This is a genomic window from Sphingomonas sp. Leaf21 (genome assembly GCF_916858675.1).
GTDB lineage: Bacteria > Pseudomonadota > Alphaproteobacteria > Sphingomonadales > Sphingomonadaceae > Sphingomonas.
The window spans coordinates 172,054-197,307 of the sequence record NZ_CAKASM010000002.1 but is presented as its reverse complement, the minus strand read 5'-3'; the positions used below and the strand labels follow the sequence as shown (position 1 = coordinate 197,307).

The window sequence follows — 25,254 nt, the reverse complement described above, 5'->3', positions numbered from 1 at the left end:
CGCGATGACCGACGACGATCTGCCCATCAAGCCCGCCACCCGCCTGGTCCAGGCGGGCCGCCGCGCGGAATGGACGAAGGGCGTGGTCAACGTCCCCGTCTGGCGCGGATCAACCGTGCTGTACGACGATGTCGCGCATATGCGCCGAGTCGGTTCGGGCGATCTGCACGAAAAGCTGTTCTACGGTCGCAAGGGGTTGCCCACCCAATGGTCGCTCGCCGATGCGCTGACCAGCCTGGAGCCGGGGGCGGAGGCGACCTTCCTCTACCCCTCGGGCGTGGCGGCGATCGCGGCGGCCTTGCTGTCGGTGCTGTCGCCGGGGGACGAACTGCTGCTGGTCGACAGCGCCTATGACCCGACGCGCGGGCTCGCCACCGGGTTGCTGGCGCGGATGGGGATCACGACGCGCTTCTACGATCCGCTGGTCGGCGCGGGGATCGCCGAGCTGATCGGTCCCGCCACGCGCGCGATCTTCCTGGAAAGCCCCGGCTCGCTGAGTTTCGAGGTGCAGGACATTCCCGCCATCGTCGCGGTGGCCAAGGCACGCGGGATCACGACGATCCTCGACAATACCTGGGCGACGTCGCTGTTCTTCCCGGCGATCGAAAAGGGCATCGACCTGACCGTGCTGGCCTGCACCAAATATGTCGTCGGCCATTCCGACGCGATGCTGGGGTCGGTGACGGCGGCCCCGTCGCATTGGGCGGCGCTACGCGACACCAGTTTCCAGCTTGGCCAGGTCGCCAGCCCCGACGACGCCTATCTGGGCAGCCGGGGCCTGCGCACCATGGGCGTCCGACTTGCCCAGCATCAGCGAAGCGCCCTGACCATCGCCAGGTGGCTCGGCGAACAGCCGGGGGTCGCGCGGGTGCTCCACCCCGCCCTGCCCTCCTGTCCCGGCCACGAGGTCTTCGCGCGCGACTTTCTGGGATCGAGCGGATTGTTCGCCTTCGTCCTCGACGGCGGGAACGACGCCGCGCGTACCGCGATGCTAGACGGGCTCGCGCTGTTCGGGCTGGGGTTCAGTTGGGGCGGCTATGAAAGCCTCGCCATCCCCGCCGATCCGCATCGCTATCGCAGCGTGACCAAACGCGAATTCGCCGGTCCGCTGATCCGGCTCCAGATCGGGCTGGAGGATACCGACGACCTGATCGCCGATCTCGACCGCGGGCTCGCCCGCTTCCGGGCCGCGCGCGGATGACGCTGTTCGAATGGCTTCAGGCGAGCGGCATCGAACTGCCGGATCGCATGGAGGCCATGGAGGCCGGGGTCGCGACCGCCCTGTCGCTGGCGATGCTGGCGGGCGGGGTGGTGGCGGGACGCAGGCTGGGGCCCCGCATCGCGCAGATGGTGCAGCGCTTCGCCATCGCCAAGGGGGAGGTGCTGCAGGCGCGGATCTGCGCGATCACCCGGCATGTCGCCGCCGCGTTCCTGCTGATGACGCTGGGCGCGATCTGGCCGTGGGAATCGCTCGCGGGCGTGCCGATCGGGCTGGCGCTGGGCGCGTCGGTGGCGCGCGCGGGGTTCCAGCTCCTGCGGGGGCTGAGCCTGCCGCGCTGGTTGGCCTGGGTCTTCGCGATCGTCTGCTTCGTCGGACTGTTCAGCCGCGAGATCGGCGGCCTCGACCCGGTCACGCGACTGGCCGAGCAGATCGGCTTCACCGTCGGGTCGCGGCGATTCTCGGTGATGCTGCTGGTGACGATGCTGGTCACGGTCGTCACCATCCTCGCGGTCACGCGCGCGGTCACCCGCATCACCGAGCAATGGATCGGCCATGCACGCGGGCTCGACCCGACCCAGAAGCTGCTGGCGCAGAAGCTGGCGAGCATCGCCATCGTCGTCATCGCCTTCTTCTTCGCGATGGACCTGCTCGAGATCGACCTGACCAGCCTCGCGCTGTTTTCGGGCGGGTTCGGCCTCGCGATCGGTTTCGGGTTGCAGAAGACGATCGGCAACCTGATCGCCGGGATCATCCTCCTCATGGATCGCTCGATCAAGCCGGGCGACGTCATCGCGCTCCAGAACGAGATCGGCTGGGTGAACAAGATCGGCGTGCGCGCCGTCTCGATCATCACGCGCGACGGCAAGGAGCATCTGATCCCCAACGAGAATCTGATGACGCAGGAGGTGGAGAACTGGTCCTATTCCGACCGCAACGTCCGCGTCCGCATTCCCGTCTCGATCGCGCACGACTGCGACCTGCGCCTCGCGCAGGAGCTGATGCTGCGCGCCGCCAACGAATCGCCGCGCGTGCTGAAGAGTCCCAAGCCCAATGTCTGGCTGATGAGCTTCGGCGATTACGCGCTCCAGCATGAGATACTGGCCTGGATCAGCGATCCCGAGAGCGGCGTCGGCAATGTCCGCTCCGACGTGCTCAACCGGCTATGGTTCCTGTTCAAGGAGCATGGCATCGGCCTGCCCTATCCGCAGCGGGACATCCATATCCGCTCGCTGCCGACGGGCGAGCGTCACGAAAATCTCCGTTCGTGACCTGTGCTGTTCGCGCAACATCCTGTGCGATGAATGTCGCCATAAGACAGATTGTGCTTGTGCAGTGCACCACGGCCTGCCAATCATTCGGACCTCGCTACGGCAGACGGTCCGCCGGGTTTGACCCGACACGATAGAGGCCGCACCGATGCGGGGTTGCAGGTGAGAACATCGAATTTCCGTTTGAAAGGGAAACGATGCGCTTCTCCACGATCCTTCTTGGCGGCCTCTCCTTGGTCGCCGCCACGCCCGCCTTCGCACAGGACAGCGGCGCGGCGGGTGCCACCGCCGATGCGGCGCCGACGGCCCCCCCCTCTCCCATCACCATCTCCGGCAGCGCCGCGATCCTGACCGACTATCGCCTGCGCGGCGTGTCGCAGACCAACAAGAACGCCGCGGTACAGGCCGCGCTGACCGTCGCGCATGAAAGCGGCTTCTATATCGGCACCTTCGCCTCCAACCTGGCGGGCTGGGGCACGTTCGGCGGCGCCAATATGGAGCTGGACGGCATCGTCGGGTACAAGCACACTGCGGGCTCCGCGACCGGCGATATCGGCGTCACCTGGTACACCTATCCGGGCGGCGCGTCCGAATCGGACGTAGTCGAGTTCTTCGCCCGCGTGTCCGGCACGGCAGGCCCGGCGACGCTGACGGCGGGTGCCTATTACGCGCCCAACCAGACCTCGCTCGGCAACTTCTCCAACACGTCGTACAGCCGGGGCCAGCGCTGGGACAATATCTACCTGACCGGTGACGGCGTCGCGGCCATTCCCGGGACGCCGATCACCGCCAAGGCGCATATCGGCTATTCGAAGGGCAATCCGGGCCTCGGCCCCAACGGCACCAGCCTGTCGCCGACCGGGCAATATTGGGACTGGTCGCTGGGCGCCGACGTCGCCGCGTACAAGAACCTGACCTTCAACGTGTCGTACATCGACACCGACATCAGCCGCGCCAAATCGGCCTATCTCCAGCCCAATTTCTCCAAGGGGCAGGTGCCCGGCGGCGACACCATCGCAGGGGCGACCGTGGTGTTCGGACTGACCGCGGCCTTCTGAACGCCGCACGATCGGGGCTAAGGGGCGGTGCCGGGGGTGGCGCCGCCGCCTTTCCCGACGGCTTTCACGCGATGCATCGCCAGATGGGACCCAATGTCCCTCGCTTCCGGCCGAAACCGCTCTAAGCTGGCGTCTTCGGCTGTGGAGTGCGTTGGATGCCTCGGTTTCACCTCCTGCTTTCGTTCGGTGCCTTCGGCGCGCTGGCCCTCCCCGCCGCCACGGCATGGTCGCTCCAGACGCCGCCGCCGATCGTCGAGATCCGCACGGCCAATGTCCGGATGCTGATCCAGTGGGAGGCGGGTGCCGTCCGCTGCGAGGGCGGCCCGGCGGTCGGCCAGCCGCTTCGGCGTCCGTGGAACCAGTTGGGATGGATCGCCGACACGGCGCCGCGCGAGGTGACGCTGGGCTTCGCGATCGACGCGACCGGGCGCGCCGTCTCGATCGCGCGCGACGACAAGGCCTTCATCCCGTTCGCCGAGGACGTCGCACCCGCGCTGGCCGCCAGCCGCTTCGCCGCCGGTGCGCCGCGGCGCGGATGCACGATCACCTACCGGATGCGCGGCACCCCGCCAGCGCAGGCCGATGCGATGGAGCTGATGTCCTATACCGTCCACCCGCTCTCGGGACGGCTGCCCGAAGACGGCTGGACACGCATCCGCAGCATGGGCGGCACCTGTCTCCAGGATCCGCAGCCGCAGCCGCTGGTGCGCGTCTATCCCGATTTCTCGACCATTCCCGCCACGACAGGGGTGCGCGACTGGTCGATGGTCCGCTACGACCTCGATGCATCGGGCAAGGTGCGTCACCCCGGCGTCCTGATCGGCACGGGCAATCGCGCGCTCGATGCCGCCGCGCTGAAGGCGATCCGGGGCGCCCGCTTCACCAGGGGCGCGCGGACCGGATGCCTCTATCCCTATTGGCGCAATGCGGCGATCCTGCCCGCCCCCGAGATGCCCGAGGCGATCCGCCTGAGCCGGGTCGAGGGCGGCAATTGCCCCGACGATCATGGCTGGGCGGTTCCGCCCCAGCTGCGCTTTCCCGAGCCCTATCGCCAGCGCTCGATCGAGGGCTGGGCCGTGGTCAGCTACGACGTCGCGCCCTGGGGCGAGACCGGCAATCTGAAGGTGATCGCGGCGCAACCCGCCGACGCGTTCGGCACACAGGCGATCGCCCTGCTGCGCGCCGCGCGACTGCCGACCAGCGGCCAGGGCTATACGGGCTGTGTCGACCGCGTGCTGTTCAAGATGGCACCGCCTACATCGCCACAGGCCGGGGGCGAGGGCGGCGCACCGGTGCCGCCCGCCTGACCCGACGAGCAAGGGGCCGGACGGCTTTCGCCCCGGCCCCCTGGCGTCATCGGTCGTGCGACCTTACTTCGTCGCGGCGCGGGCGTCCTGGCCGTCGCCTTCGGGCGCGGCGACGATGTCGCGGGTGGTCGCGCCCTTGTCGACCACGTTCGTCCCCGGATCGCCGACCGAGGATCGGATGCCCGGATCGGCATTGTCGGCCCCGGCATTCTGCACCAGGCCATATTCCGACTGGCTGCGCGCCGCCTGACCGCCGAACAGCGCGTCCAGCGTCTGCTGCTGCCCGCTGCGCGCCTGGACCGGCGCGGCGCCCGGCTGGGGCGGGACCAGCGCGAAGTCGGGCGGGATGATCAGCGAGGGCTGCCGCGCGACGGCGAATTCGTCCGGACGCGCCCGGTCCAGGCCACGCCCGGCCCCACATCCCGTCAGCAACGCGGCGCAGGACAGACCTGCGATGACGGGCACCAACTTACGCATTGCTCTTCTCCACGGGAGCAGGCCGGTCGCGCACGAGGAGCGCGCGCGCCAGCAGAACCAGAACGCCTATCGTAATCGCTGCATCGGCGACATTGAAGACCAAAAAGGGGCGCCACTCGCCGAAGTGCAGATCGGCGAAGTCGACGACATAGCCGAACCGCACCCGGTCGAGGATATTGCCCAGCGCGCCGCCCAGCACACAGCCGAGCGCGACCTGGTCGACGGGATTGCGCTCCCGCGTCATCCAGAAACCGACCGCCAGCGCGATCGCCCCGGTCATCGCGACAAGCGCCCAGCGCGACGCGTTGCTGTCGGCGGTCAACAGACCCAGCGAGATGCCGTAATTGGGCACGAAGCGCAGATTGAAGATGCCGACCACCTCTCGCACGTCGCCCAGCGCGCGCAGGCCGAGCGGTCCGGTGATCGCCCATTTGACGAGCTGGTCGACGATGAACAGGATCGCGGCGGTGGCAAGACCGCGCCGGGGCAGATCAGCCATGCGCGACCACCTCCGTGCAACGTCCGCACAGCGTGCCGTCCTCGACCACGTCGGGCAGGTGCCGCCAGCAGCGGCCGCATTTGTGCTTGGTCGTCCGCGTCACGCTCACCGCATCGGCCCGCGCCACGTCCGCGACGATGAACGCCTCGGCCAGCGCATGGGGTTCGAGCGGCAGCGACAGCACCGTCACCTCCGCCTCGTTGGACGAACGCACGGTCTTTTCGCGGCGCAGCGGCTCGATCGCCTCGGTCACCTGCGCGCGCAAGGAACGAACCTCGGTCCAGCGCGCCATCAGCGCCTCGTCCTCGCCCAACTGGGGCAGCTCCGGCCATTCGAGCAGATGGACCGAGCCATCCTCCGACGGGAAACGCGACTGCCACACTTCCTCGGCGGTGAAGCAGAGGATCGGCGCGGCATAGCGGACCAGCGCGTGGAACAGGATGTCGAGCACGGTGCGATAGCTGCGCCGCTTCGGATCCGTCGCGGCGTCGCAATAGAGCGAGTCCTTGCGGATATCGAAGAAGAAGGCCGACAGGTCCTCGTTCGCGAAATCGGTCAGCGCGCGCAGGTAGCGATTGAACTCATAGGCGTCCGCCGCGCGGCGCAGCTCGGTGTCGAGCTGGGTCAGGCGGGCGAGGACATAGCGCTCCAGCTCGGGCATCGCATCGAACGAGATGCGCTCCTCTTCCGTAAACCCGTCGAGCGCGCCGAGCAGGTAGCGGAAGGTGTTGCGCAGCTTGCGATAGCTGTCCGAGGCGGTGGCGAGCACCTCCTTGCCGATGCGGACATCCTCGAAATAATCGGTCGAGGCGGTCCAGATGCGCAGGATGTCGGCGCCCGATTCGCCGATGATCTTCAACGGATCGACGACATTGCCCAGCGACTTGGACATCTTGCGCCCCTGCCCGTCGAGCGCGAAGCCGTGGGTCAGCACCGCGTCATAGGGAGCCCGCCCCCGCGTGCCGCAGGATTCGAGCAGCGAGGACTGGAACCAGCCGCGATGCTGGTCCGACCCTTCGAGATACAGGTTGGCGCGCGTGCCCTCGCCATAGCGCGCCTCGATCACGAAGGCATGGGTCGAACCCGAGTCGAACCACACGTCGAGGATGTCGTTGACCGGCTCGAAATCGGCGAGGTCATAGTCGGGGCCGAGCAGCGTCTGGTGATCGGCGGTGAACCACGCATCCGCTCCGCCCGCGCGGAAGGCGGCGAGGATCCGGGCGTTGACGTCCTTGTCGGCGAGATACTCGCCGGTCTGGCGGTTGACGTAGAGCGCGATCGGCACGCCCCAGGCGCGCTGGCGGCTGATGACCCAGTCGGGACGCCCCTCGACCATCGCACGGATGCGGTTGCGGCTGCGCTCGGGCACCCAGCGGGTCCGCTCGATCGCGTCGAGCGCGGTCTCGCGCAGCGTCGCGCCATTGCCCAGCGGCACGGTCAGCAGCGGCGTCACGCCAGAGATCGGGTCGACACTGGCCATCGCCATTTCCGGCACCAGCGTGGCGTCGGCGCGGTCCATCGGAATGAACCATTGCGGCGTGGCGCGGAAGATGACCTTCGCCTTGGAGCGCCAGCTATGCGGGTAGCTGTGCTGGAAATCGTCCGAGGCGGACAGCAGCGCGCCGACGTCGCGCAGGTCCGAACAGATCGGGCCGTCGGCGGAGACGAACTTCTTGTTGATGACGCTGCCCTGGCCGCCCAGCCACGCCCAGTCGGGGCGATAGGTGCCGTCGCCCTGCACCGCGAAGACCGGATCGATGCCGTTGGCCTTGCACAGCAGGAAGTCGTCCTCGCCGTGATCGGGGGCCATGTGGACGAGGCCCGTGCCCGCCTCGGTGGTGACGAAGTCGCCCGCGAGGAACGGCCGGGGCCTGGCGAAGAAGCCGCCCAGCTCGTGCATCGGATGCCTGGCGGTCGCCCCCTCCAGCACCGGGCCCTTCACCAGACCGATGAACGTCTCCATCGCGATGCCGGTCCGCTTGGTGAAGGCGGGGAGCAGCGGCTCGGCGACCAGATAGCGGCGCCCCGCACTCTCGAAGTGCAGATAGTCGATCGCCTCGCCATAGCTCAGCGCCTGGTTGACCGGGATCGTCCAGGGGGTCGTGGTCCAGATGACCGCCAGCGTGCCGACCAGATCGGGATATTCGGGGCAGGACGCGACCTCGAACCCGACATCGATCTGGGTCGAGACGATGTCCTCATACTCGACCTCCGCCTCGGCCAGCGCGGTCTTTTCGACCGGCGACCACATGACGGGCTTGGCGCCGCGATAGAGCTGGCCCGACTCCGCGAACTTCAACAGCTCGCCCGCGATCACCGCCTCGGCATCATAGGTCATGGTCAGGTACGGATTGGCCCAGTCGCCCATCACGCCCAACCGCTCGAACTGCGCCTTCTGCGTACCCACCCAGGTGTCGGCATAGGCGCGGCACTCGGCACGGAATTGCGCGACGGGCACCTCGTCCTTGTTCAGCTTCCTGGCGCGGTAGGCTTCCTCGACCTTCCATTCGATGGGCAGGCCGTGACAGTCCCAGCCGGGAACATAGGGCGCGTCCTTGCCCATCAGCGTCTGCGAACGGACGATGATGTCCTTCAACACCTTGTTCAGCGCATGGCCCATATGGATGTCGCCATTCGCATAGGGCGGACCATCGTGGAGGATGAACCGCTCGCGCCCCTCGCGCTCGCGGCGCAGACGGTCGTACAGCCCCATCCTGGCCCAACGATCCAGGATCGCCGGTTCCTTGGCGGCAAGCCCCGCCTTCATGGGGAAATCGGTCTTCGGCAGGAAGACGGTGTCGCGATAATCGGGCGCGTCGGTCATAGGGGACACGCCCTTAGCGGGTTTGGATTACCACGTCATGCCGGATTATGCGTGGTCAGCAGACGGCGTGCCCGCGCGCAATCGGCGTCCATCTGCACGACCAGCGCATCGAGCGAATCGAACTTCGCTTCGGGCCGCAGATATTCGACCAGCTCGACCGCCAGGTGCTGGCCGTAGAGATCGCCGGTGAAGTCGAAAAAATGCGGCTCGAGCAATTCCTTGGGCGGGTCGAAGCTGGGCCGGATACCCAGATTGGCGGCACCGTTCAGCACCCGCCCGTCGGCCAGCCGCCCCCGCACCGCATAAATGCCGTAAGCGGGCCGCAGATAATGCCCCATGTCGAGATTGGCGGTCGGATAGCCGATCGTCCGCCCCAGCTTGTCACCATGCTGCACCACGCCGTCGATCGTGAAGGGGCGGGTCAGGAGGCGGGCGGCCTCGCACGGCTTGCCCGCGACCAGCGCGGCGCGGATCCGGCTGGACGAAATCGTCTCGCCATCGAGCATCACCGGGGCGACCGCATCGGTCGAGAAACCCCTGGCGACGCCCCAGGCCCGCAAGGCGTCGACATCGCCGCTCCGCGCGCGGCCGAAGGTGAAGTCCTCGCCCGTCACTACCCCGCCGACGCGCAACGCCGCCAGCAGCCGCTGCTCGACGAAATCCTGTGCCGAGAGCGCGGCCAGTTCGGGATCGAAACGGAACAGGATCATCGCGTCGACACCCGCCGCCGCGAACAGCCGCTCGCGCTGGTCGAGCGTGGTCAGGCGGAAGGGGGCGGCGTCGGGCCGGAAATAGCGGATCGGATGCGGGTCGAAGGTGGCGACCAGCGCCGGACGCCCCTCGGCCCGCGCACGCGCGACCGCGGCACCGACCACCGCCTGATGCCCCAGATGAAAACCGTCGAAATTGCCCAGCGCGACGATCCCGCCCGCCAGATGCGCCGGGATCGGACCCGCGCCATCAACTCGCTGCATGGGCGCGCGCTATAACAGGCCGCACCGAATTGGCTAGGCGCGCGACATGACGCGGTTGCCGACCCCATCGCCCGCGATCACCCGCAGCGCCTCGGCACGATCGAACGTCTCCTCCATCGGAACGCCGATACCGACCGCGATCCCGGCGGACATGGTCACCACCCCGATCGGCTCGCCCGAGCCGCGCAGCCGCAGCGTCCGCGCCTGCATCGCGGTGCGGGCGTCCTCCATCATCCCCGCGACGGTCGACAGCGGCCGGCCGCGCTGCACGACGACGAACAGATTGCCCTGCCAGCGAATGATCTCCGCACCCTCGGCCGACTGGCGCAGCGTCGCGACGAAGGCGCGCAGGACATTGTCCGCGACCGAGCGACCATAACGCTCGTTGATCCCCTCGAGATCGTCGAGGCTGCACGCCACGACGACATAGCCATGCGAGTCGGAGGCGAGCCCCTCGATCAGGCTGCGCGCGCCGGTCCGGCTCATCACCCCGGTGAGCGGATCGACATCCTCGTTCTGCGGGACCGACTCGATCCGGACGCGCAGGCTGGAGATGCTGCCCGACAATTCCTCGAGATGACGTTCGGTCTTCGAGATGCGGGCGATCAGCTGTTCGAGCAGCAGCGCGATCGCGCTCGAATTGGGGCCCAGATCGTTGTCGCGTCCATGCGCGTGCGACAGTGCCGAGACGTCGTTGCTGAAATCGCTGGTGATCTGCCGTGCCTCGCTGGTCAGCGAGTCGAGCGCCTCGGCATGGTCGCTCAGGTCGCGATCGAGCTGGGCCCGGTCCGGCGGAAGGTCGATCGCCTCATGCTGGCGGACGAGCGGCATCAGTTCGGCGACATCGTCCTCGGTCAGGCGGATACCGCCATCGGTGCGGTCGGCGACGGCCGTTCCCAGCGGACCATAGGGATGCAGGACCGCCTGAAGCGCCAGCGCATAGCTGTTCGTCGTGCGCGCCAGTCGATGCCGGTCCAGAAACATCAATGCCTCGCGGCTGGCATCGAACAACCCCGGCGGATCGATATTCGGGTGGGTTCGACCGTCGTTTTCCCAATCCATGATCATCGCGTGGCGCCCACCCTCAAGATGACTGCGATGCACGACCGCAATCCTTCTCCTGTTTCGGATCTTTAAGGCGCTTCCCCTGCCAAATGAAGAGCGGCAAAGGACAAAATTTTCATACGATTGTTAACTCAGATTTACCGCTGTGTTTTTCTGTTGCCTCGCCAGTGTCACAAAGGAATAGGCAGGTCGGCCGTCCAATGCGGGATAATGCTTTCTGTTAACTTCGTGCCAACCGATGAATGGCGCGACGATCGTATCGCCCTCGGCATCCAGATCGATCTCGGTCAGTTCGACCCGATCGGCATGGCCGCGAAAAAGCGCGAAAATCTCCGCGCCGCCGATCACCGACACGTCCCCCGGCCCGGCCAGGGCCAGCGCGCCCGCCACATCATGCGCGACCTCGGCGCCCGGCGCGCTCCAGTCGCGATCGCGGGTCAGCACGATATGCCGTCGCCCGGGAAGCGGCGCGGGGAAGCTCGCGAAGGTCTTGCGCCCCATGATCATCGGCTGGCCCATGGTCAGCGCCTTGAAGCGCTTCAGGTCGGCGGGCAGGTGCCAGGGCAGCCCTCCGTCGCGCCCGATCACGCCGTTGCGCGCGCGGGCGAGGACCAGGGTGATCATATCGCGACCGCCGCCTTGATATGCGGTTGCGCGACATAGTCGTGGAGCACGAAATCCTCGGGCTCATAGGCGTCGATCGCGGGCGGGCGGCGTATGATCTCCAGCCGCGGCAGCGGGCCGGGCTCGCGCGCGAGCTGGGTCCGCGCCTGGTCGAGATGGTTGAGGTAGAGGTGGCAGTCGCCGCCGGTCCAGATGAACTCGCCGACTTCCAGATCGCATTGCTGCGCGAGCATATGGGTGAGCAGCGCATAGGAGGCGATATTGAACGGCACGCCCAGGAAGATGTCCGCCGAGCGCTGGTAGAGTTGCAGCGACAACCGCCCATCGGCGACATGCGTCTGGAACAGGCAGTGGCACGGTGCCAGCGCCATGGCGTGCAGGTCGCCCGGATTCCACGCCGACACGATCTGTCGCCGCGACGCGGGCTGGGTGCGGATTTGCTCTATCAGTTCGGCGATCTGATCGATATGGCGGCCGTCCGCCGTCGCCCAGTCGCGCCATTGCTTCCCATAAACCGGACCAAGATCGCCCTGATCGTCGGCCCATTCGTCCCAGATGCTGACCTTCCGATCCTGCAACCAGCGAATATTGGTGTCGCCGCGCAGGAACCACAGCAGCTCGACGATGATCGAACGGAGGTGGAGTTTCTTGGTGGTCAGCGCCGGAAAGCCCTTGGCCAGGTCGAAGCGCATCTGGTGGCCGAAAACCGACAGGGTGCCCGTGCCGGTCCGGTCCATCTGCTGGGCGCCCTGGGTCAGCACCCGGTCCATGAGGTCGAGATATTGCCGCATCGCTTTCGCCTAGCGCCGCACGGCCCCGCCGCCAAGTCGCGCCGGAACGGAGCGGGACGAAGATGCCCGGACGAGCGACACGCGGCAGAGCGGCCCATGCCGTTCATGCCCCCCTATCCCCGCCAGATTCGTACCAGAGACGACGCGCACAGACTGTTCGCGGGGCTGGGCCGCGGGCGACAGGAGGCGATCGGGGTCGCTTTTTTAGGTCGGGAACGGACCATATTGGGATTGCGTCATGCCTGGGGCCGTAACGATTCGGTCGCGGTCCCGTTCGCGCGAATCGCCCGCGATGCCCTGTTGCTCGCCGCGCGGGCGGTTCTGATCGCGCACAACCACCCCGATGGCGACACCCGGCCCAGCGCCGCCGACCTGGCGCTGACCCGGCGACTGTCGCAAGGGCTCGCCGCGCTGGACGTGGTGCTGCTCGACCATCTGATCGTCACCGGCGCGGGGATCATCAGCCTGCACGAGCAGGGTTTGTTGTGAGGATTCCATTCCCCCCCTCTCTCCTGGACAGGCGAGAGGGAAGGACGGGCATGGTTGAATGTCGAGCGGGCCTAGAAACTGACCCGGACGCGGCCGACGAGACGGTCGCCCGAATGCCGCGCGTCGGCGAGCAGGAAGGGGGCGGCGGCGCGTTCGGATACGTCGGTGCCGATATAGTCGAGCCCCAGCGTGATCGGTCCCGTCACATGCTCCACGCCCAGCCGCCAGTCGCTATAGTCGCCGCCGGGACGAAGCCGCGCCGCGCGGAACGGATCGTCGGTCTTGCCCGAGGAGTGGCCGACGCCCGCCAGCACGGTCCAGGGCGTGCCGGGAATGCCCGCCTGCGCGCCGGCATGGAGATAGAGATTGTCGCCGCCGATCGAATCCTGCGACGGCGCATAGTCGGCGCCCGCATCGACATTGACCGGGCCCAGCGTATAGGCCGCCGATCCGCCAAGCTCATAATAATCGGCGTCGAAGCCCGCTCCGCCGAAGAGATGCCCGGTCACCCGGCCGCGCAACGTGACGAGGCCCAGCGTCGTGCTGGCGCCAAGGCTCACATCCCCCACCACCTCCGCGCCGCCGTGCCGGTCCGAATCGCGCAGCGACACGATCCGGCCGCTCGCCTCGAGCGCGCCGCTGGTCACGAAGATGTCGGCGGAGGGCGACACCCGCCCCCCGCTCCAGCTCAGGCCGCGCCGGTTCTCATCGCTATCCAGTTCCACCCCGATCGCGGGGCGTTGCTGCGCGGCGGCGGGGATCGCGGCCAGCATCGGAGCCACCGTGACGATGGCGGCCCACATGATCTTCATATCCATTCTCATCCAGCGCGCGTCTCGGCATGAAGTCGGTCCATCTCGGCGCGCAGCAAGCCATGGTCCTCCTGGGCGACCGCCTGAAGGTGGTCGCGGACCGAGTCCTGCCGCTCGGCGACTTCCTGCGCAATGGCGTTGCGGTTGGCGCTGCACCAGCCGGGACGGCTGCCCTGCATCACGCCGTCGCTGCTGGCGCTGCGGAGCAGTGCGGCGCCGTTGCCCGCGCGTGCCTCGCGGTGGACGGTGACGTTGGCGCTCCACTGGCAACGCAGGGTCGAGGGACGACCACCGGTGGTGACCGCGCCGATCTGCTTGTGGGTCACGCCGACATCGGCGCTGTAGCGGACCGCGACCGGCCCCGAATGATGGTCGAGCTGAACCCGGTGTTCGAGTGCGGCATCGGAGGCCGCCACGCCACCGAGTAACAGTCCGACGACCAGAAGCGTATTCATCATCATCTCCTTCTGCGGGCCCCGGCCCATGCTGGCCGGTGGCGTATCGGCACCGAGGCGGGCCGATACCGGATCAATGCATGACAAAGCTGTCAGGTTGCAAATCCGTCCCGCAGCCGGGGGCGACCGGGCGGCTCAGTTTTCCTGCATACGGCACGGGCGGATCGCGCCCGGCTCGGGACGCGGCCCGGTGGCCTGGAAGGTCGCCAGATAGCCGCCAGCCGAAGGCATGTTCTCGAACGAGACCTGGGTGAAGCCGACCGCCTCGAACTCGCATTTCAGGAGCGCGGGCGGCGTGCCGTGCGCCTTGGTGCGGCGATCGGCATCGACCACCACGACCAGCCCGTCCTTCTTCAGCGCGGGGAAGAGCCGCCAGAGGAATTCATAGGGCTGCTCGATCTCGTGATACATGTGGACCATCATCACGCGGTCGAAGCTGTCGGGCGGGAGCTTTGGATCGGCGGGCTCGCCCAGCCGGACGCTGACATTGTCCAGCCGCTCGCGCGAGACGCGCTCGGCAAGCCGGTCGCGCCACGCGGCGACGATGTCCTCGGCCAGCACGCGGCCGTTCTTGCCGACCCGCTGAGCCAGGCGAACGGTGTAGTAACCCTCGCCCGCGCCGATATCGGCGACGGTCATGCCGGGACGGATCTTCGCCCGGTTCATGACCTGATCCGCCTCGCGCAGCCGGTCGCGCGCATCCTCGTTGGACCAGCGCGACGACACGACATCGGCGACCGGGCGGTCCGCCGCCGGGAAGGGCCCCGGCTGCTCCTCGTCGTCATGCTGCTGGATCAGCGGCTTGGAACCGTCGCATCCCGCCACCGCGCCCCCCAGCGCGATGAACAGCGCGGCCGCCGCCAGCACAGGCCCCCGCCTCCGCATCTCAGTCCACATCCTCCACCGCGACCGCCTCACCGGTCACCCGCTGCGATAACGCCGCCGCCATGAACGTGTCGAGGTCGCCGTCGAGCACGTCACCCGGCGCGGTCGAGGTCACCCCCGTGCGCAAATCCTTCACCAGCTGATAGGGCTGGAGCACATAGGAGCGGATCTGGTGACCCCAGCCGATATCGGTCTTGGTCGCGTTCTCCGCATTGGCCACCGCCTCGCGCTCGGCCAGTTCGCGCTCGTACAGCCGCGCGCGAAGCTGGTTATAGGCCTCGGCCTTGTTCTTGTGCTGCGAACGCTGGTTCTGGCACTGCACCACGATGCCGGTCGGCAAGTGGGTGATGCGCACCGCCGAGTCGGTGGTGTTGATGTGCTGACCACCCGCACCCGACGCGCGATAGGTGTCGATGCGCAGCTCGCTCTCGTTGATCTCGACCTCGATATTGTCGTCGATCACCGGATAGACCCACACGCTCGAAAAGCTGGTGTGGCGACGCGCGGCGGAGTCGTATGGGCTGATCCGGACCAGCCGGTGGACGCCCGATTCGACCTTGGCGTAGCCATAGGCGTTCTCGCCCTTGACCAGCAGCGTGGCCGACTTGATCCCCGCCTGTTCGCCCGCATGATAGTCGATCAGTTCGACCTTCATGCCGTGCCGCTCGGCCCAGCGCGTATACATGCGCTGGAGCATCCCGGCCCAGTCCTGGCTCTCGGTACCGCCAGCGCCCGCGTTGATCTCGATATAGCTGTCATTGGCGTCGGCCTCGCCCGCCAGCAGCGCCTTGACCTTGTCGCCCTCCGCCTTGCGCGCCAGTTCGCCCAGGCTGGAGACGGCTTCCTTCTCCAGCTCTTCGTCGCCCTCCATCTCGGCCAGCTCGATCAGCTCGACCGTGCCCGACAGCTCGTTCTCGATGGCGCGGGTGGCGGTGATCGCCTCGTCCAGGCGACGACGCTCGCGCATCACGGCCTGCGCCTGCTTGGGATCGTTCCACAGCGCCTGGTCCTCGACGCGCGCGTTCAGCTCGTCCAGGCGGCGCAGCGCGCGGTCCCAGTCGAGGAAGCGGCGCAGCAGCTCCAGGGCGTCCTTGATCGTGTCGACATGAGCCTGCGCTTCAGCGCGCATGAATATTCTCCGAATCGGTCGTACACCGCCCATTGGCGGGCGGAGGAAATCAATATGGGAAGCGGGCTAGTAGATTCCGCCTTCCCTTTGCAAGAAATCGCTGTCGCGCGGCGGCGCGGGCGTGGCGGGCCCGGCGGGGGTCGCCGGGGCGGTGGTGGCCGCCTCGGCATTGCGGCGGGCGCGGCGGCGCGGCTCGCTCTCGGGCTTGAACGCTTCCCAGATGACGGCGGGCTTGGGATCGTCGCCGGTGGGGAAGGTGCCGAAGACCGGTCGACCGCTCGCCCGATCGATCCGCACCATCCGAATGCCCGGCGACGCGCGGAAGGGCAGCTTCTCCAGCCCCTCATAGGCCTTTTCGGCGAACTGGCGGAAGATCGGCACCGCGACCGTGCCGCCCTGCGCATAGCCGCCCAGCGAGCGCGGATGGTCATAGCCGATATAGAGCCCGCCGACGAACTGCGGCGTGCCGCCGACGAACCAGACATCGGTCGGGCCGTTGTTGGTGCCGGTCTTGCCGAACATCGGGCGGTCCAGGTCACGCAGGCCGGTCGCGGTGCCGCGCTGGATCACGCCCTCGGTGATATGGACCATCTGATAGGCGGTCATCGCATCGAGCACCTGACGCTGATGCGAGACCGGGCGCGGCATCGGCTTGCCGTCATAATCCGCCGCGTTGCAGCGGTCGCAGGCATGCCAGTTCTCCGGCCAGATCACCTTGCCATGCCGGTCCTGTGCGAAGTCGATCAGCGAGGGCGCGCCGCCACGCCCGTTATTGGCGAGGATGGCATAGGCGTTGACCATCTGCCCCACCGTCGTCTCGCCCGCGCCCAGCGCATAGGCGAGATAGGGCGGGAAGTCGCCGATCCCCATCTGCTTGATCGTCGCGACGACATTCTTCATGCCGACCGTCGACGCGGTCCGCACGGTCATCAGGTTGCGCGACTGCTCGATGCCCCAGCGCATCGTGTGCGGCCCGGCACCCGCCGAATTGCCGAAGTTGCGGAAGCACTTGGTGCCCAGCCCCGCCCCCTGGTCGACGCAGAAGGGTCCGTCGACGATGATCGAGGCGGGCGTCATCCCCTGGTTGAGCGCGGCGGAATAGACGATCGGCTTGATCGTCGAGCCCGGCTGGCGCTCGGCCTGGGTCGCGCGGTTGAACGCCTGGAGCCGTGCGTCGAACCCGCCCTGCATCGCCAGCACGCGGCCCGTCGCCGGTTCCTCGACCACGAACCCGCCCGAGATACGCGGGACGGAACGAAGGCCGAAGACGCTGCCCTCCGGCGCGACCGCGACGATATCGCCGACCTGCAACGCGCTGAACGCGGTCGCGGCGCTGCCCCGGCGCGGCATCTGCGCGCCCGAACGGGGCAGCGTGCCGGTGCGGCCATTGGCGAAGCCGATCGTCGCGTCGGCCGACGACTTGGCGGTGACGATCCCCGCGCGCCAGTCGCGATAGTCGAGCCCGATATTGGTGTTGAGCAGCGCCTGCTGCCAATTGTCGCCGTCGAGGTCGACATGGCGAAGCGGCCCGGCCCAGCCACGCCCGCCCTCGAACCGGACCAGCCCGTCGCGCAGCGCCTGTGTCGCCAGGTCCTGCAACCGCGTATCGAGCGAGCTGCGCACCCACAGTCCGCCCTCATAGACGCTGTGCGGTCCCGTCTTCGCCGTCTCGCCGAACTGCTTGATGAGCGCGCGGCGGACCTCCTCGACGAAATAGCCGCCGACCTGCGCATATTTGGGCGTCCGACGCAGCACGGTGCCGAGCGGCTCCGTCATCGCTTCCTGATATTGCGCGCGGGTGATGAAGTTGTTGCGCAGCATCTCGCCCAGCACATAGGCCCGGCGGCCCAGCGCGCGGTCGGGGTGGCGGACCGGATCGTAATTGGACGGGCCCTTGGGCAACAGCGCCAGATACGCCATCTGCGCCAGCGTCAGCTCGTTGAGTTCCTTGTCGAAATAGGCATGTGACGCCGCCTCGACGCCGAAGGCGTTGCGCCCCAGCGCGATCTGGTTGAGATACAGCTCCAGGATCTGCTGCTTGCTGAGCGCGCTCTCGATCTTATAGGCCAGGATCGCCTCGCGCACCTTGCGCGTCGGGGAATAGGCGTTGCCGATCAACAGGTTCTTGGCGACCTGCTGGGTGATGGTCGATCCGCCGCGCGCGCGCCGCCCGGTGCCCCATTTCTTGGCATAGTCGAGCACCGCGCCCGCCAGCCCCGGATAGTCGACGCCGCCATGTTCGAAGAAACTCTTGTCCTCCGCCGCCAGGAAGGCGCGGATCAGGAGCGGCGGATATTCCTGGAACGACAGCTCGACCCGGCGCTCGCGCGCATAGGACTGGATCGGCGCGCCGTCGCTGCCCCGGACATGGGTGGGCAGCGGCGGCTCATAGGCCTTGAGCGCATCGACCGACGGCAGGTCGCGCATGAACACCAGCCAGAAGACGCCCGCCCCGATCGCCAGCAGCAGCGCCAGCGCGGCAAGCAGCCTCAGCCACCAGCGCCGCCAGAGCGGGCGACGCGGCGTTTCGGGGGTCTCGGGCGGGGAAAAAGGTTCGACGGCCATGATTTTACGCGGGCCCGTGTAGCAGGTTCGCCCCCGCTTGCCACCCGCTTGGGCTCAGTTGCGCATCACGACGCGGGCGGTTCGTCGCGATCGGGATAACGCGCGCCGACATGCGCCACCCCGCGCGCCGCCGCCAGCGCCTCCTGGCGGTGCCGCTCGGCATAGGCGGCCAGCCGCTCCGCACCCCGCGTGCCGTGACAGGCGGGGCAACTCACCCCCTCGACATAGAGCGGCGAGGCCATGTCCTCGGGCCCGACCGGCATCCGGCAGCCATGGCACAGGCTATGAACCCCCTGCGACAGCCCATGCCCGACCGCGACCCGCGCGTCGAAGACGAAGCATTCGCCGTTCCAGCGGCTCCGCTCCTCGGGCATCGTCTCCAGATATTTCAGGATGCCGCCGTCGAGGTGGAAGACATCCGCCACGCCTTCGGCCTTGAGGAACGCGGTCGCCTTTTCGCAGCGTATGCCGCCGGTGCAGAACATCGCGACCTTCGACTTGCCCGCCATCAGTTCGTCGCGATGCTCGCGAAACCAGCCGGGGAAGTCGCGAAAGCTCTTCGTCCCCGGATCGACCGCGCCATCGAACGTGCCGATCGCGACCTCGTAATCGTTGCGCGTGTCGATCAGCAGCGTGTCCGGGTCGGCGATCAGCGCGTTCCAGTCCTCGCCCGAAACATAGGTGCCGACCTCGCGCGTGGGGTCGATGCCGTCGACGCCCATCGACACGATCTCGCGCTTCAACCGCACCTTCATCCGGTGGAACGGCATCGTCTCGGCGGTCGAGTCCTTGTAATCCAGATCGGCGCACCCGGGCAGCGTGCGGATATGCGCGAGCAGCGCCTCGATCCCGTCATGCGTTCCCGCAACCGTCCCGTTGATCCCCTCCTCCGCGAGCAGCAGCGTGCCGCGAATCCCGTTCGCCTCGGCCACGGCGAGCAGCGGTTCGCGCAGCGCGGCGGGGTCGGGGAAGGCGGCGAAACGGTAAAGGGCACAGACGCGGATCATGGGCGCGCCTTTACGCCGATCGGGCGGAAGGAGCCAGATGCCCGGCCCGGGGGCTCAGGCGCGTCTCCCGAAAAGGATCCCAATGGGAAAGCTCCCCCCAAAGGCCCATCACCGGGCTGGCGGCTGCATAAGCTCGATCGTAATATGATCGGGGCCTGAGACGTAGGCCACCAAAGTCCCCTTCCGTGGACCACCCGCGATTGGCAGAGGACTACCCTTGGCCTTCCATCCTGCCGCTTCGACGCGGCCAATGGCGGCATGAATGTCTTCCACGGTCATAGCCAGGTGAGCCGCGCCAATCGCCCCCGCGCTGGAAGGCACCGCCCCGTTCTGCCGCCCTTTTGAATATTGCAACAATTCGATCGCGTAACCGCCTGGTGCCCTGACGATTGCCGTTTTCACACCCGGATCGTCGACACCGGTCACCTGATGCAGGAAGTCGCCCCCCATCTCCGATTGTCGCTCAAGTGTGAAGCCGAGCGCTCCCGTCCAAAACCGAATGGCTTCGTCCAGCGACGATACGGCAAAGCCCGTGTGATCCACCGTAATCACGGCTGCGGCGTTGTTCATCGCTGTACTCTCACTCGGCTGTGTTTGCGCTGCCTTTGCCTGCGCCCCGGCTGCAACCGACGCCAGCAGCATGGCGAACATGATCTTCATGGTGACACTCTAGGGCACGGCTGCTTTCCCGAAACCCGTTCCCGCTTCGCAATTCCCGAAATGGCCGATGTCGGTGGAGAAACGAGAAGGACGGCAACCTCCCTACCGCGCCGCCATCCGCCGCGCGAAGTGGACCTCCACCGCCTGCAAAACCGCCTTGGCGATCCGCTCGCGCCCTTCCTTGCTGTCGAGGAACGCCGCGTCCTGCATATTCGAGATATAGCCCGTCTCGAACAGGATCGACGGCATGTCGGGCGCCTTCAAGACCATTAGCGAGGCCATGCGGTGGAAGGTCGGCTTGACCGGGATCAGCGGCTCCGCCTCGCGCCCCAGCAGGCGCGCGAAGCTGGCCGAGGCGTTCATCGTCTCGCGCTGGGTAAGGTCGATCAGGATCGAGGACACGTCGCTGTTCCCGCCCAGGTCGACGCCCGCGATCACGTCCGCCTTGTTCTCGCGCGCCGCCAGCCGCGCGGCTTCCTTGTCGGAGGCGACGTCGGACAGGGTATAGGCGGTCGCCCCGCGTGCCTCGCCCGCACCGGCGCTGTCGCAATGGATCGAGATGAACAGGTCGGCATGCAGCCGCCGCGCGATGCCGTAGCGCTCGCGGTGGAGGATGTAGCGGTCGTCCTCGCGGGTCAGCGCGGCGCGTACCCGGCCGCTGGCGACGAGCGTGTCGCGGATCTGCCGGGCGATGGCGAGCGTCACGTCCTTTTCGCGCAGGCCGGTGACCGGGTTGATCGCGCCCGGATCGACTCCGCCATGCCCGGCATCGATCACCACCAGCGGGCGGTTGTCGGCGCCACGCACGCGCGGCAGCGGCAGCGCATGGCTGCGGCTCGGCACCGGTACGGTCAGGGTATAGGCGGGCTTGCGCTGGAAATGGAACGGCAGGAAGTCGAGCGCGCCCGCGAAGCTCGCCTGGGTGAAGCCCTGGTTCAGCGGTTTGAGGGTCAGCGTCAGTTGCCGCGCCTCGTCGTCGAAGCCGCCGTCGAAGATCGCGGCATCCTGCGCCAGCGTGAAGGTCAGGCGGGTGACGCCGGGCTTGACCTGGGCCTGGGTCAGGCCGCGCACCGCGCCGTCATGGACCGCCAGCGTCGCGGGCGTCGCGCCGGTGACGTCGACCGCGATCCGGCGGGGCGCGTCCAGCGCGACACTGCGCGCGCGCCTGACCGGCGAATCGAACCGAATGACCAGTTGCGCGCCCTTCACCACGACCGAACGGACTGTGGCGGCAAACGCGCTGACGGGCGCGGCGAGCCCGATCAGAAAAGCGAACAGCATCAACACGACACGGCCATATTGCCGCGTCCGCCCGCCGCCGGTCCAGCGAAAAGCCATCACGTCACACCCCTTTTGGCGATCCTGTGGATCGGCCGTCGGGGATAACGCGCGACCGCTGTCTCGGGCCTTTCCGGCAATGGTTAATCGGCAATTCGGCATTTTTTGGCCGCCAAAATCGGCAGATTTCCGCCTGTTGCGCAAACGTTCCGATGATGCTAGCAATCCGGTGGACCCCGGCTCCGATCACCTCTCCCAACCGATCGGGGGCGGGGCCATCCCCAAAATGGACCGGGACGGCGATTCGATTCGCCCGGACCAACCAGGTTGACGCTCGCATGACGCATATGATCCACCCCGCTGACCGACCGGCCTTTGCCGGTGGGATCGCGGTGTCGTGGGTCCGCACCGGCCCCGTTGCCGGTGCTGCGGCTGTGGCCGACACGCTTTCCGTTTTTTCCAGCGGACCGGCGCCCCGCGCCGCCGCCCACCTTATTTACCGCGCGCGACGGCTGCCACAGGGCCCGACGCGCGCGTGGAGACTCCATAATGACCACGCGTATGCTGATCGACGCACGCCACCGGGAAGAGACCCGGGTGGCCGTCGTCAAGGGTAACCGGATCGAGGAATTCGACTTCGAATCGGCCGAGCGCAAGCAGCTCAAGGGCAATATCTACCTCGCCAAGGTGACCCGCGTCGAACCGTCGCTCCAGGCGGCGTTCGTCGATTACGGCGGCAACCGTCACGGCTTCCTGGCCTTTTCGGAAATCCACCCCGACTATTACCAGATCCCCAAGGAAGATCGCGAAGCCCTGCTGCGCGAAGAGGCCGAGCATGCCGCCGAAGAGGCTGCGTTGCGCGCCGAGCTCGACGCCGAGGATGACGACGATCACGGCGATTTCGACGGCGAGGGCGAGGACGACCACGCCGACGAGCATCACGACGACGAGGATGGCGAGGCGGCGCCGCGTGCCCGCAAGTCGACCGTCAACGACGACCAGGTCGAGGCGCTTCGCCAGCGTCGCCAGAATCTGCGCCGCCGCTACAAGATCCAGGACGTCATCCATCGCCGCCAGGTGCTGCTGGTCCAGATCGTCAAGGAAGAGCGCGGCAACAAGGGCGCGGCGCTGACCACCTACCTGTCGCTGGCGGGTCGTTACTGCGTGCTGATGCCCAACACGTCGCACGGCGGCGGCATCAGCCGGAAGATCTCGAACGCGGCCGATCGCAAGCGGCTGAAGTCGATCATGGCCGACATGGCGCTGCCCTCGACCATGGGCTGCATCGTGCGCACCGCCGGGCTCCAGCGCACCAAGACCGAGATCAAGCGCGACTTCGACTATCTAGCGCGCCTGTGGGACGGCATCCGCGAAAAGACGCTGCACTCCTCGGCGCCCGCGCTGATCTATGGCGACAGCGACCTGATCAAGCGCGCGATCCGCGATATCTATAATCGCGAGATCGAGGAAGTGATCGTCGAGGGCGAGGAAGGCTATCGCCAGGCGAAGGAATTCATGCGTCTGCTGATGCCGACCCATGCCCGCCGGGTGAAGCAGTACGCCGACGCGGTCCCGCTGTTCCAGCGCGCGCATGTCGAGGATCAGCTCGCCGCGATGTACAATCCGGTCGTGCAGTTGAAGTCGGGCGGCTATCTGGTCATCAACCCGACCGAAGCGCTCGTCTCGATCGACATCAACTCGGGCCGTTCGACCCGCGAGCACAATATCGAGCAGACCGCGACCGCGACCAACCTCGAAGCCGCGCAGGAAATCGCGCGCCAGCTTCGCCTGCGCGACATGGCGGGTCTGGTCGTCATCGACTTCATCGACATGGACAACAACTCCAATGTCCGGAAGGTCGAGAAGGCGATGAAGGAGGCGCTGAAGAACGATCGCGCCCGCATCCAGGTCGGCCGCATCTCGTCCTTCGGGCTGATGGAGATGAGCCGCCAGCGGCTGCGCACCGGCGTGCTCGAGGCCTCGACGCGTCCCTGCCCGCATTGCGAGGGCACCGGTCTGGTCCGCACCGCGTCGTCCTCGGGCCTGTCGGCACTGCGCCTGATCGAGGACGAGGCCGCGCGCGGTCGCGGTTCGATCCTGACGCTGCGCGCCAGCCAGGAAGCCGCCGTCTACGTCCTCAACCGCAAGCGCGCCGACATTGCCGAGATCGAGGATCGCTACGGCGTGACCGTCGAGATCATCCCCGACCGCGAGGAAGAGGGTGCGCGCATGACGGTCGAGGCGTCTGGCCCGCCGCCGGCCTATGCGCCCAAGATCGACTCGCTGATTCCGGTCGAGGAGGATGAGGACGATCTGATCGACGAGATCGAGGAAGACGAGGACGAGGAAGAGGTCGAAGAGACCGCGACCGAAGCCGCCGCCCCGCGCGAACCGCGCGAAGAGGGCGAAGGCGGTGGCCGCAAGCGCCGCCGTCGTCGTCGCGGACGCCGCAATCGTGGCGGTGCCGAGGGCGAGCAGGCCGAGGGCGAAGAACTGGCCGACGACGCCGAAACCGACGAAGCCGAGGACTCGGTGGAGGAAGAGGCTGGCGAGCCGGTCGAGGCGACCGACGCCGAGCCGCGCGAGGGCGGTCGCCGTCGTCGCGGGCGTCGCGGTCGTCGTGGTGGCCGTCGCAACGAGACCGGCGCCAACGACGCCATCGAGGCCGCGTCCGAGGCCGATGACGATGCCAGCGAGGCGCCGCTGTCGATCGAAGAGCCGATCGAGGCGGGCGATGCCGCGCCGGTGACGACCCCGCTGGCGGTTGCCGAGGCCGAAGCGAGCGAAGCGCCCAAGACCCGCCGCCGCCCGCGCGCCCGCAAGGCCGCGCCGACGGTGACCGAGGCGGTCGAGACGCCGGTGGTGGAAGAGCCGGTAGCGGCTCCGGCGGTCGAGGCGGCACCTGCCGTCGAGGCGGAGGCTCCGGCCAAGCCCAAGCGCGTCCGCAAGAAGGCCGCGCCCAAGGTCGCCGCCGAGCCGGTCGCCGAGGAAGCGCCCGCTCCCGCCGCCGAAGCGGAAGCCCCGGCCAAGCCCAAGCGCGTCCGCAAGAAGGCCGCGCCCAAGGTCGCCGCCGAGCCGGTCGCCGAAGCGGCTCCTGCCGCCGAATTCGAGGCCGAACCCGCCGCCCCGGCAGAACCGGCCGATGCCGATGGCGCGACCGGCGAAGCGCCGCGTCGCGGCTGGTGGCAGCGTACCTTCGGCGCCTGATCGCTTTCAGCACCAGGCTACAGAACGCCCTCCTTCCCCAGCGGAAGGAGGGCGTTCTCATTTGTAGGATATCGGCCATTCGCGGGCCTCACCCCTCCCGCCCGCCGGCGCGGAGCGTCGGACGGGTAGGAATGGCGCCGGTGTCGAGAGCCTGTTACCTACGGGCCAGGACTTGCGACGCCGCGCACAAATTCGACGGCCTGGTATCCGGCACCGTCACGGGCGCGATCCCGCCATGCGCCACGTCCCGGAACGCCAGCACGCGATAGCGGTGTCCGATTCCGCCCTGCTCCACCCAGACCAGCCAGAGGCTGCGGACCCGATAGGCGCGCAGGAAACGCGTTTGCGGCGGCGAGTCGGACTTGACGATGTCCGAGACGTTGAACGGCGCCCCCGCCTCGGCGATCCGGCCACCGACCGCGCCCTGCAGCGCCCTTCGGACCGGCGGCGGCAGGTCCGCCATCCGCCGCGTTTCGGGGGCGGCCCCCGCGATCGTACAGTGCGGCAGGGCGGGCATCGGCGCCGCCAGATGGGCCGGTATGTCGTCGATCATCATCATGGTGTCACCCCTTTCGTTCGCCGCGCGTTCAGCCAGCCAGTGGCAAGGCCGGTCCGTCGCATCATAAGCGGCAAAGCCGGTTGTGTCCCGACACCGACC

Annotated in this window: 22 protein-coding genes; 6 read left to right on the top strand and 16 right to left on the bottom strand. The window is 67.8% G+C overall.

What is annotated here, in order from left to right:
* Positions 1-4: 4 nt before the first annotated feature.
* The 4 genes from metC (at position 5) to LRP66_RS03470 (ending at position 4,855) form a co-directional block, all read left to right on the top strand.
* The gene (gene metC / locus LRP66_RS03485; protein WP_230481113.1) at positions 5-1,201 is read left to right on the top strand and encodes a cystathionine beta-lyase; all 1,197 of its coding nucleotides are present in this window, start codon (positions 5-7) and stop codon (positions 1,199-1,201) included.
* Positions 1,198-2,490: a mechanosensitive ion channel family protein gene (locus tag LRP66_RS03480; protein WP_230481112.1), complete on the top strand. Its 1,293-nt coding sequence runs from the start codon at positions 1,198-1,200 to the stop codon at positions 2,488-2,490. Before metC ends, LRP66_RS03480 begins: the two co-directional genes overlap by 4 nt.
* 197 nt (positions 2,491-2,687) lie before the next feature.
* Complete coding sequence (locus LRP66_RS03475; protein ID WP_230481111.1) at positions 2,688-3,548, top strand: TorF family putative porin; 861 nt, start codon at positions 2,688-2,690, stop codon at positions 3,546-3,548.
* Positions 3,549-3,703: 155 nt separating this feature from the next.
* Complete coding sequence (locus LRP66_RS03470) at positions 3,704-4,855, top strand: TonB family protein (RefSeq protein WP_230481110.1); 1,152 nt, start codon at positions 3,704-3,706, stop codon at positions 4,853-4,855.
* A 63-nt stretch (positions 4,856-4,918) separates the two neighbouring features.
* On the opposite strand, the gene LRP66_RS03465 is transcribed toward LRP66_RS03470, so the two are convergent.
* The 7 genes from LRP66_RS03465 to LRP66_RS03435 all read right to left on the bottom strand — a co-directional run bounded on the left by LRP66_RS03465 (position 4,919) and on the right by LRP66_RS03435 (position 12,109).
* A complete protein-coding gene (locus tag LRP66_RS03465; protein WP_230481109.1) occupies positions 4,919-5,332 on the bottom strand; it encodes a DUF3035 domain-containing protein in 414 nt (137 codons plus the stop codon).
* On the bottom strand, positions 5,325-5,831 hold the full coding sequence (gene lspA, locus LRP66_RS03460; protein ID WP_230481108.1) for a signal peptidase II: 507 nt from the start codon (positions 5,829-5,831) through the stop codon (positions 5,325-5,327). Before lspA ends, LRP66_RS03465 begins: the two co-directional genes overlap by 8 nt.
* The gene (gene ileS / locus LRP66_RS03455) at positions 5,824-8,655 is read right to left on the bottom strand and encodes an isoleucine--tRNA ligase (protein ID WP_230481107.1); all 2,832 of its coding nucleotides are present in this window, start codon (positions 8,653-8,655) and stop codon (positions 5,824-5,826) included. The genes lspA and ileS overlap by 8 nt, the downstream gene beginning before the upstream one ends.
* Before the next feature lie 35 nt (positions 8,656-8,690).
* Entirely contained in the window at positions 8,691-9,629 is a 939-nt protein-coding gene (locus LRP66_RS03450) for a bifunctional riboflavin kinase/FAD synthetase (RefSeq protein ID WP_230481106.1), read from the bottom strand.
* Between the two features lie 33 nt (positions 9,630-9,662).
* A complete protein-coding gene (locus LRP66_RS03445) occupies positions 9,663-10,733 on the bottom strand; it encodes a diguanylate cyclase domain-containing protein (RefSeq protein WP_230481105.1) in 1,071 nt (356 codons plus the stop codon).
* Positions 10,734-10,820: 87 nt separating this feature from the next.
* Entirely contained in the window at positions 10,821-11,318 is a 498-nt protein-coding gene (locus tag LRP66_RS03440) for a dihydrofolate reductase (protein WP_230481104.1), read from the bottom strand.
* Complete coding sequence (locus tag LRP66_RS03435; RefSeq protein ID WP_230481103.1) at positions 11,315-12,109, bottom strand: thymidylate synthase; 795 nt, start codon at positions 12,107-12,109, stop codon at positions 11,315-11,317. The genes LRP66_RS03440 and LRP66_RS03435 overlap by 4 nt, the downstream gene beginning before the upstream one ends.
* Positions 12,110-12,205: 96 nt before the next feature.
* Here LRP66_RS03435 and LRP66_RS03430 point away from each other — a divergent pair, with 96 nt between their 5' ends.
* Positions 12,206-12,598, top strand: a complete 393-nt coding sequence (locus LRP66_RS03430) for a JAB domain-containing protein (RefSeq protein WP_230481102.1) — start codon at positions 12,206-12,208, stop codon at positions 12,596-12,598.
* Positions 12,599-12,669: 71 nt separating this feature from the next.
* Here LRP66_RS03430 and LRP66_RS03425 read toward each other — a convergent pair whose 3' ends face one another.
* The 8 genes from LRP66_RS03425 to LRP66_RS03390 form a co-directional block, all read right to left on the bottom strand.
* Positions 12,670-13,410, bottom strand: a complete 741-nt coding sequence (locus LRP66_RS03425) for a TorF family putative porin (protein ID WP_230481101.1) — start codon at positions 13,408-13,410, stop codon at positions 12,670-12,672.
* 8 nt (positions 13,411-13,418) lie between these two features.
* Positions 13,419-13,865, bottom strand: coding sequence for a hypothetical protein (locus LRP66_RS03420; protein WP_230481100.1), 447 nt, complete (start codon positions 13,863-13,865; stop codon positions 13,419-13,421).
* Between the two features lie 135 nt (positions 13,866-14,000).
* Positions 14,001-14,750: a class I SAM-dependent methyltransferase gene (locus tag LRP66_RS03415; protein ID WP_230481099.1), complete on the bottom strand. Its 750-nt coding sequence runs from the start codon at positions 14,748-14,750 to the stop codon at positions 14,001-14,003.
* A 1-nt stretch (position 14,751) separates the two neighbouring features.
* Positions 14,752-15,879, bottom strand: a complete 1,128-nt coding sequence (gene prfB, locus LRP66_RS03410) for a peptide chain release factor 2 (protein WP_230481098.1) — start codon at positions 15,877-15,879, stop codon at positions 14,752-14,754.
* Between the two features lie 66 nt (positions 15,880-15,945).
* Positions 15,946-18,444, bottom strand: coding sequence for a penicillin-binding protein 1A (locus LRP66_RS03405; RefSeq protein ID WP_230481097.1), 2,499 nt, complete (start codon positions 18,442-18,444; stop codon positions 15,946-15,948).
* A 65-nt stretch (positions 18,445-18,509) separates the two neighbouring features.
* A complete protein-coding gene (gene trhO / locus LRP66_RS03400; protein WP_230481096.1) occupies positions 18,510-19,451 on the bottom strand; it encodes an oxygen-dependent tRNA uridine(34) hydroxylase TrhO in 942 nt (313 codons plus the stop codon).
* A 108-nt stretch (positions 19,452-19,559) separates the two neighbouring features.
* Positions 19,560-20,111: a VOC family protein gene (locus tag LRP66_RS03395; protein ID WP_230481095.1), complete on the bottom strand. Its 552-nt coding sequence runs from the start codon at positions 20,109-20,111 to the stop codon at positions 19,560-19,562.
* Positions 20,112-20,213: 102 nt separating this feature from the next.
* Positions 20,214-21,449 carry an N-acetylmuramoyl-L-alanine amidase gene (locus LRP66_RS03390; protein WP_230481200.1) on the bottom strand — a complete coding sequence of 412 codons (1,236 nt, stop codon included), beginning with the start codon at positions 21,447-21,449 and terminating at the stop codon, positions 20,214-20,216.
* A 501-nt stretch (positions 21,450-21,950) separates the two neighbouring features.
* On the opposite strand from LRP66_RS03390, the gene LRP66_RS03385 reads away from it, so the two are divergent.
* Positions 21,951-24,596 (top strand): Rne/Rng family ribonuclease, encoded by a 2,646-nt coding sequence (locus LRP66_RS03385; RefSeq protein WP_230481199.1) that lies wholly within the window; start codon positions 21,951-21,953, stop codon positions 24,594-24,596.
* A gap of 154 nt (positions 24,597-24,750) precedes the next feature.
* Here the strand turns inward: LRP66_RS03385 and LRP66_RS03380 are convergent, their stop codons facing one another.
* On the bottom strand, positions 24,751-25,155 hold the full coding sequence (locus LRP66_RS03380) for a hypothetical protein (RefSeq protein WP_230481094.1): 405 nt from the start codon (positions 25,153-25,155) through the stop codon (positions 24,751-24,753).
* Positions 25,156-25,254: the final 99 nt, after the last annotated feature.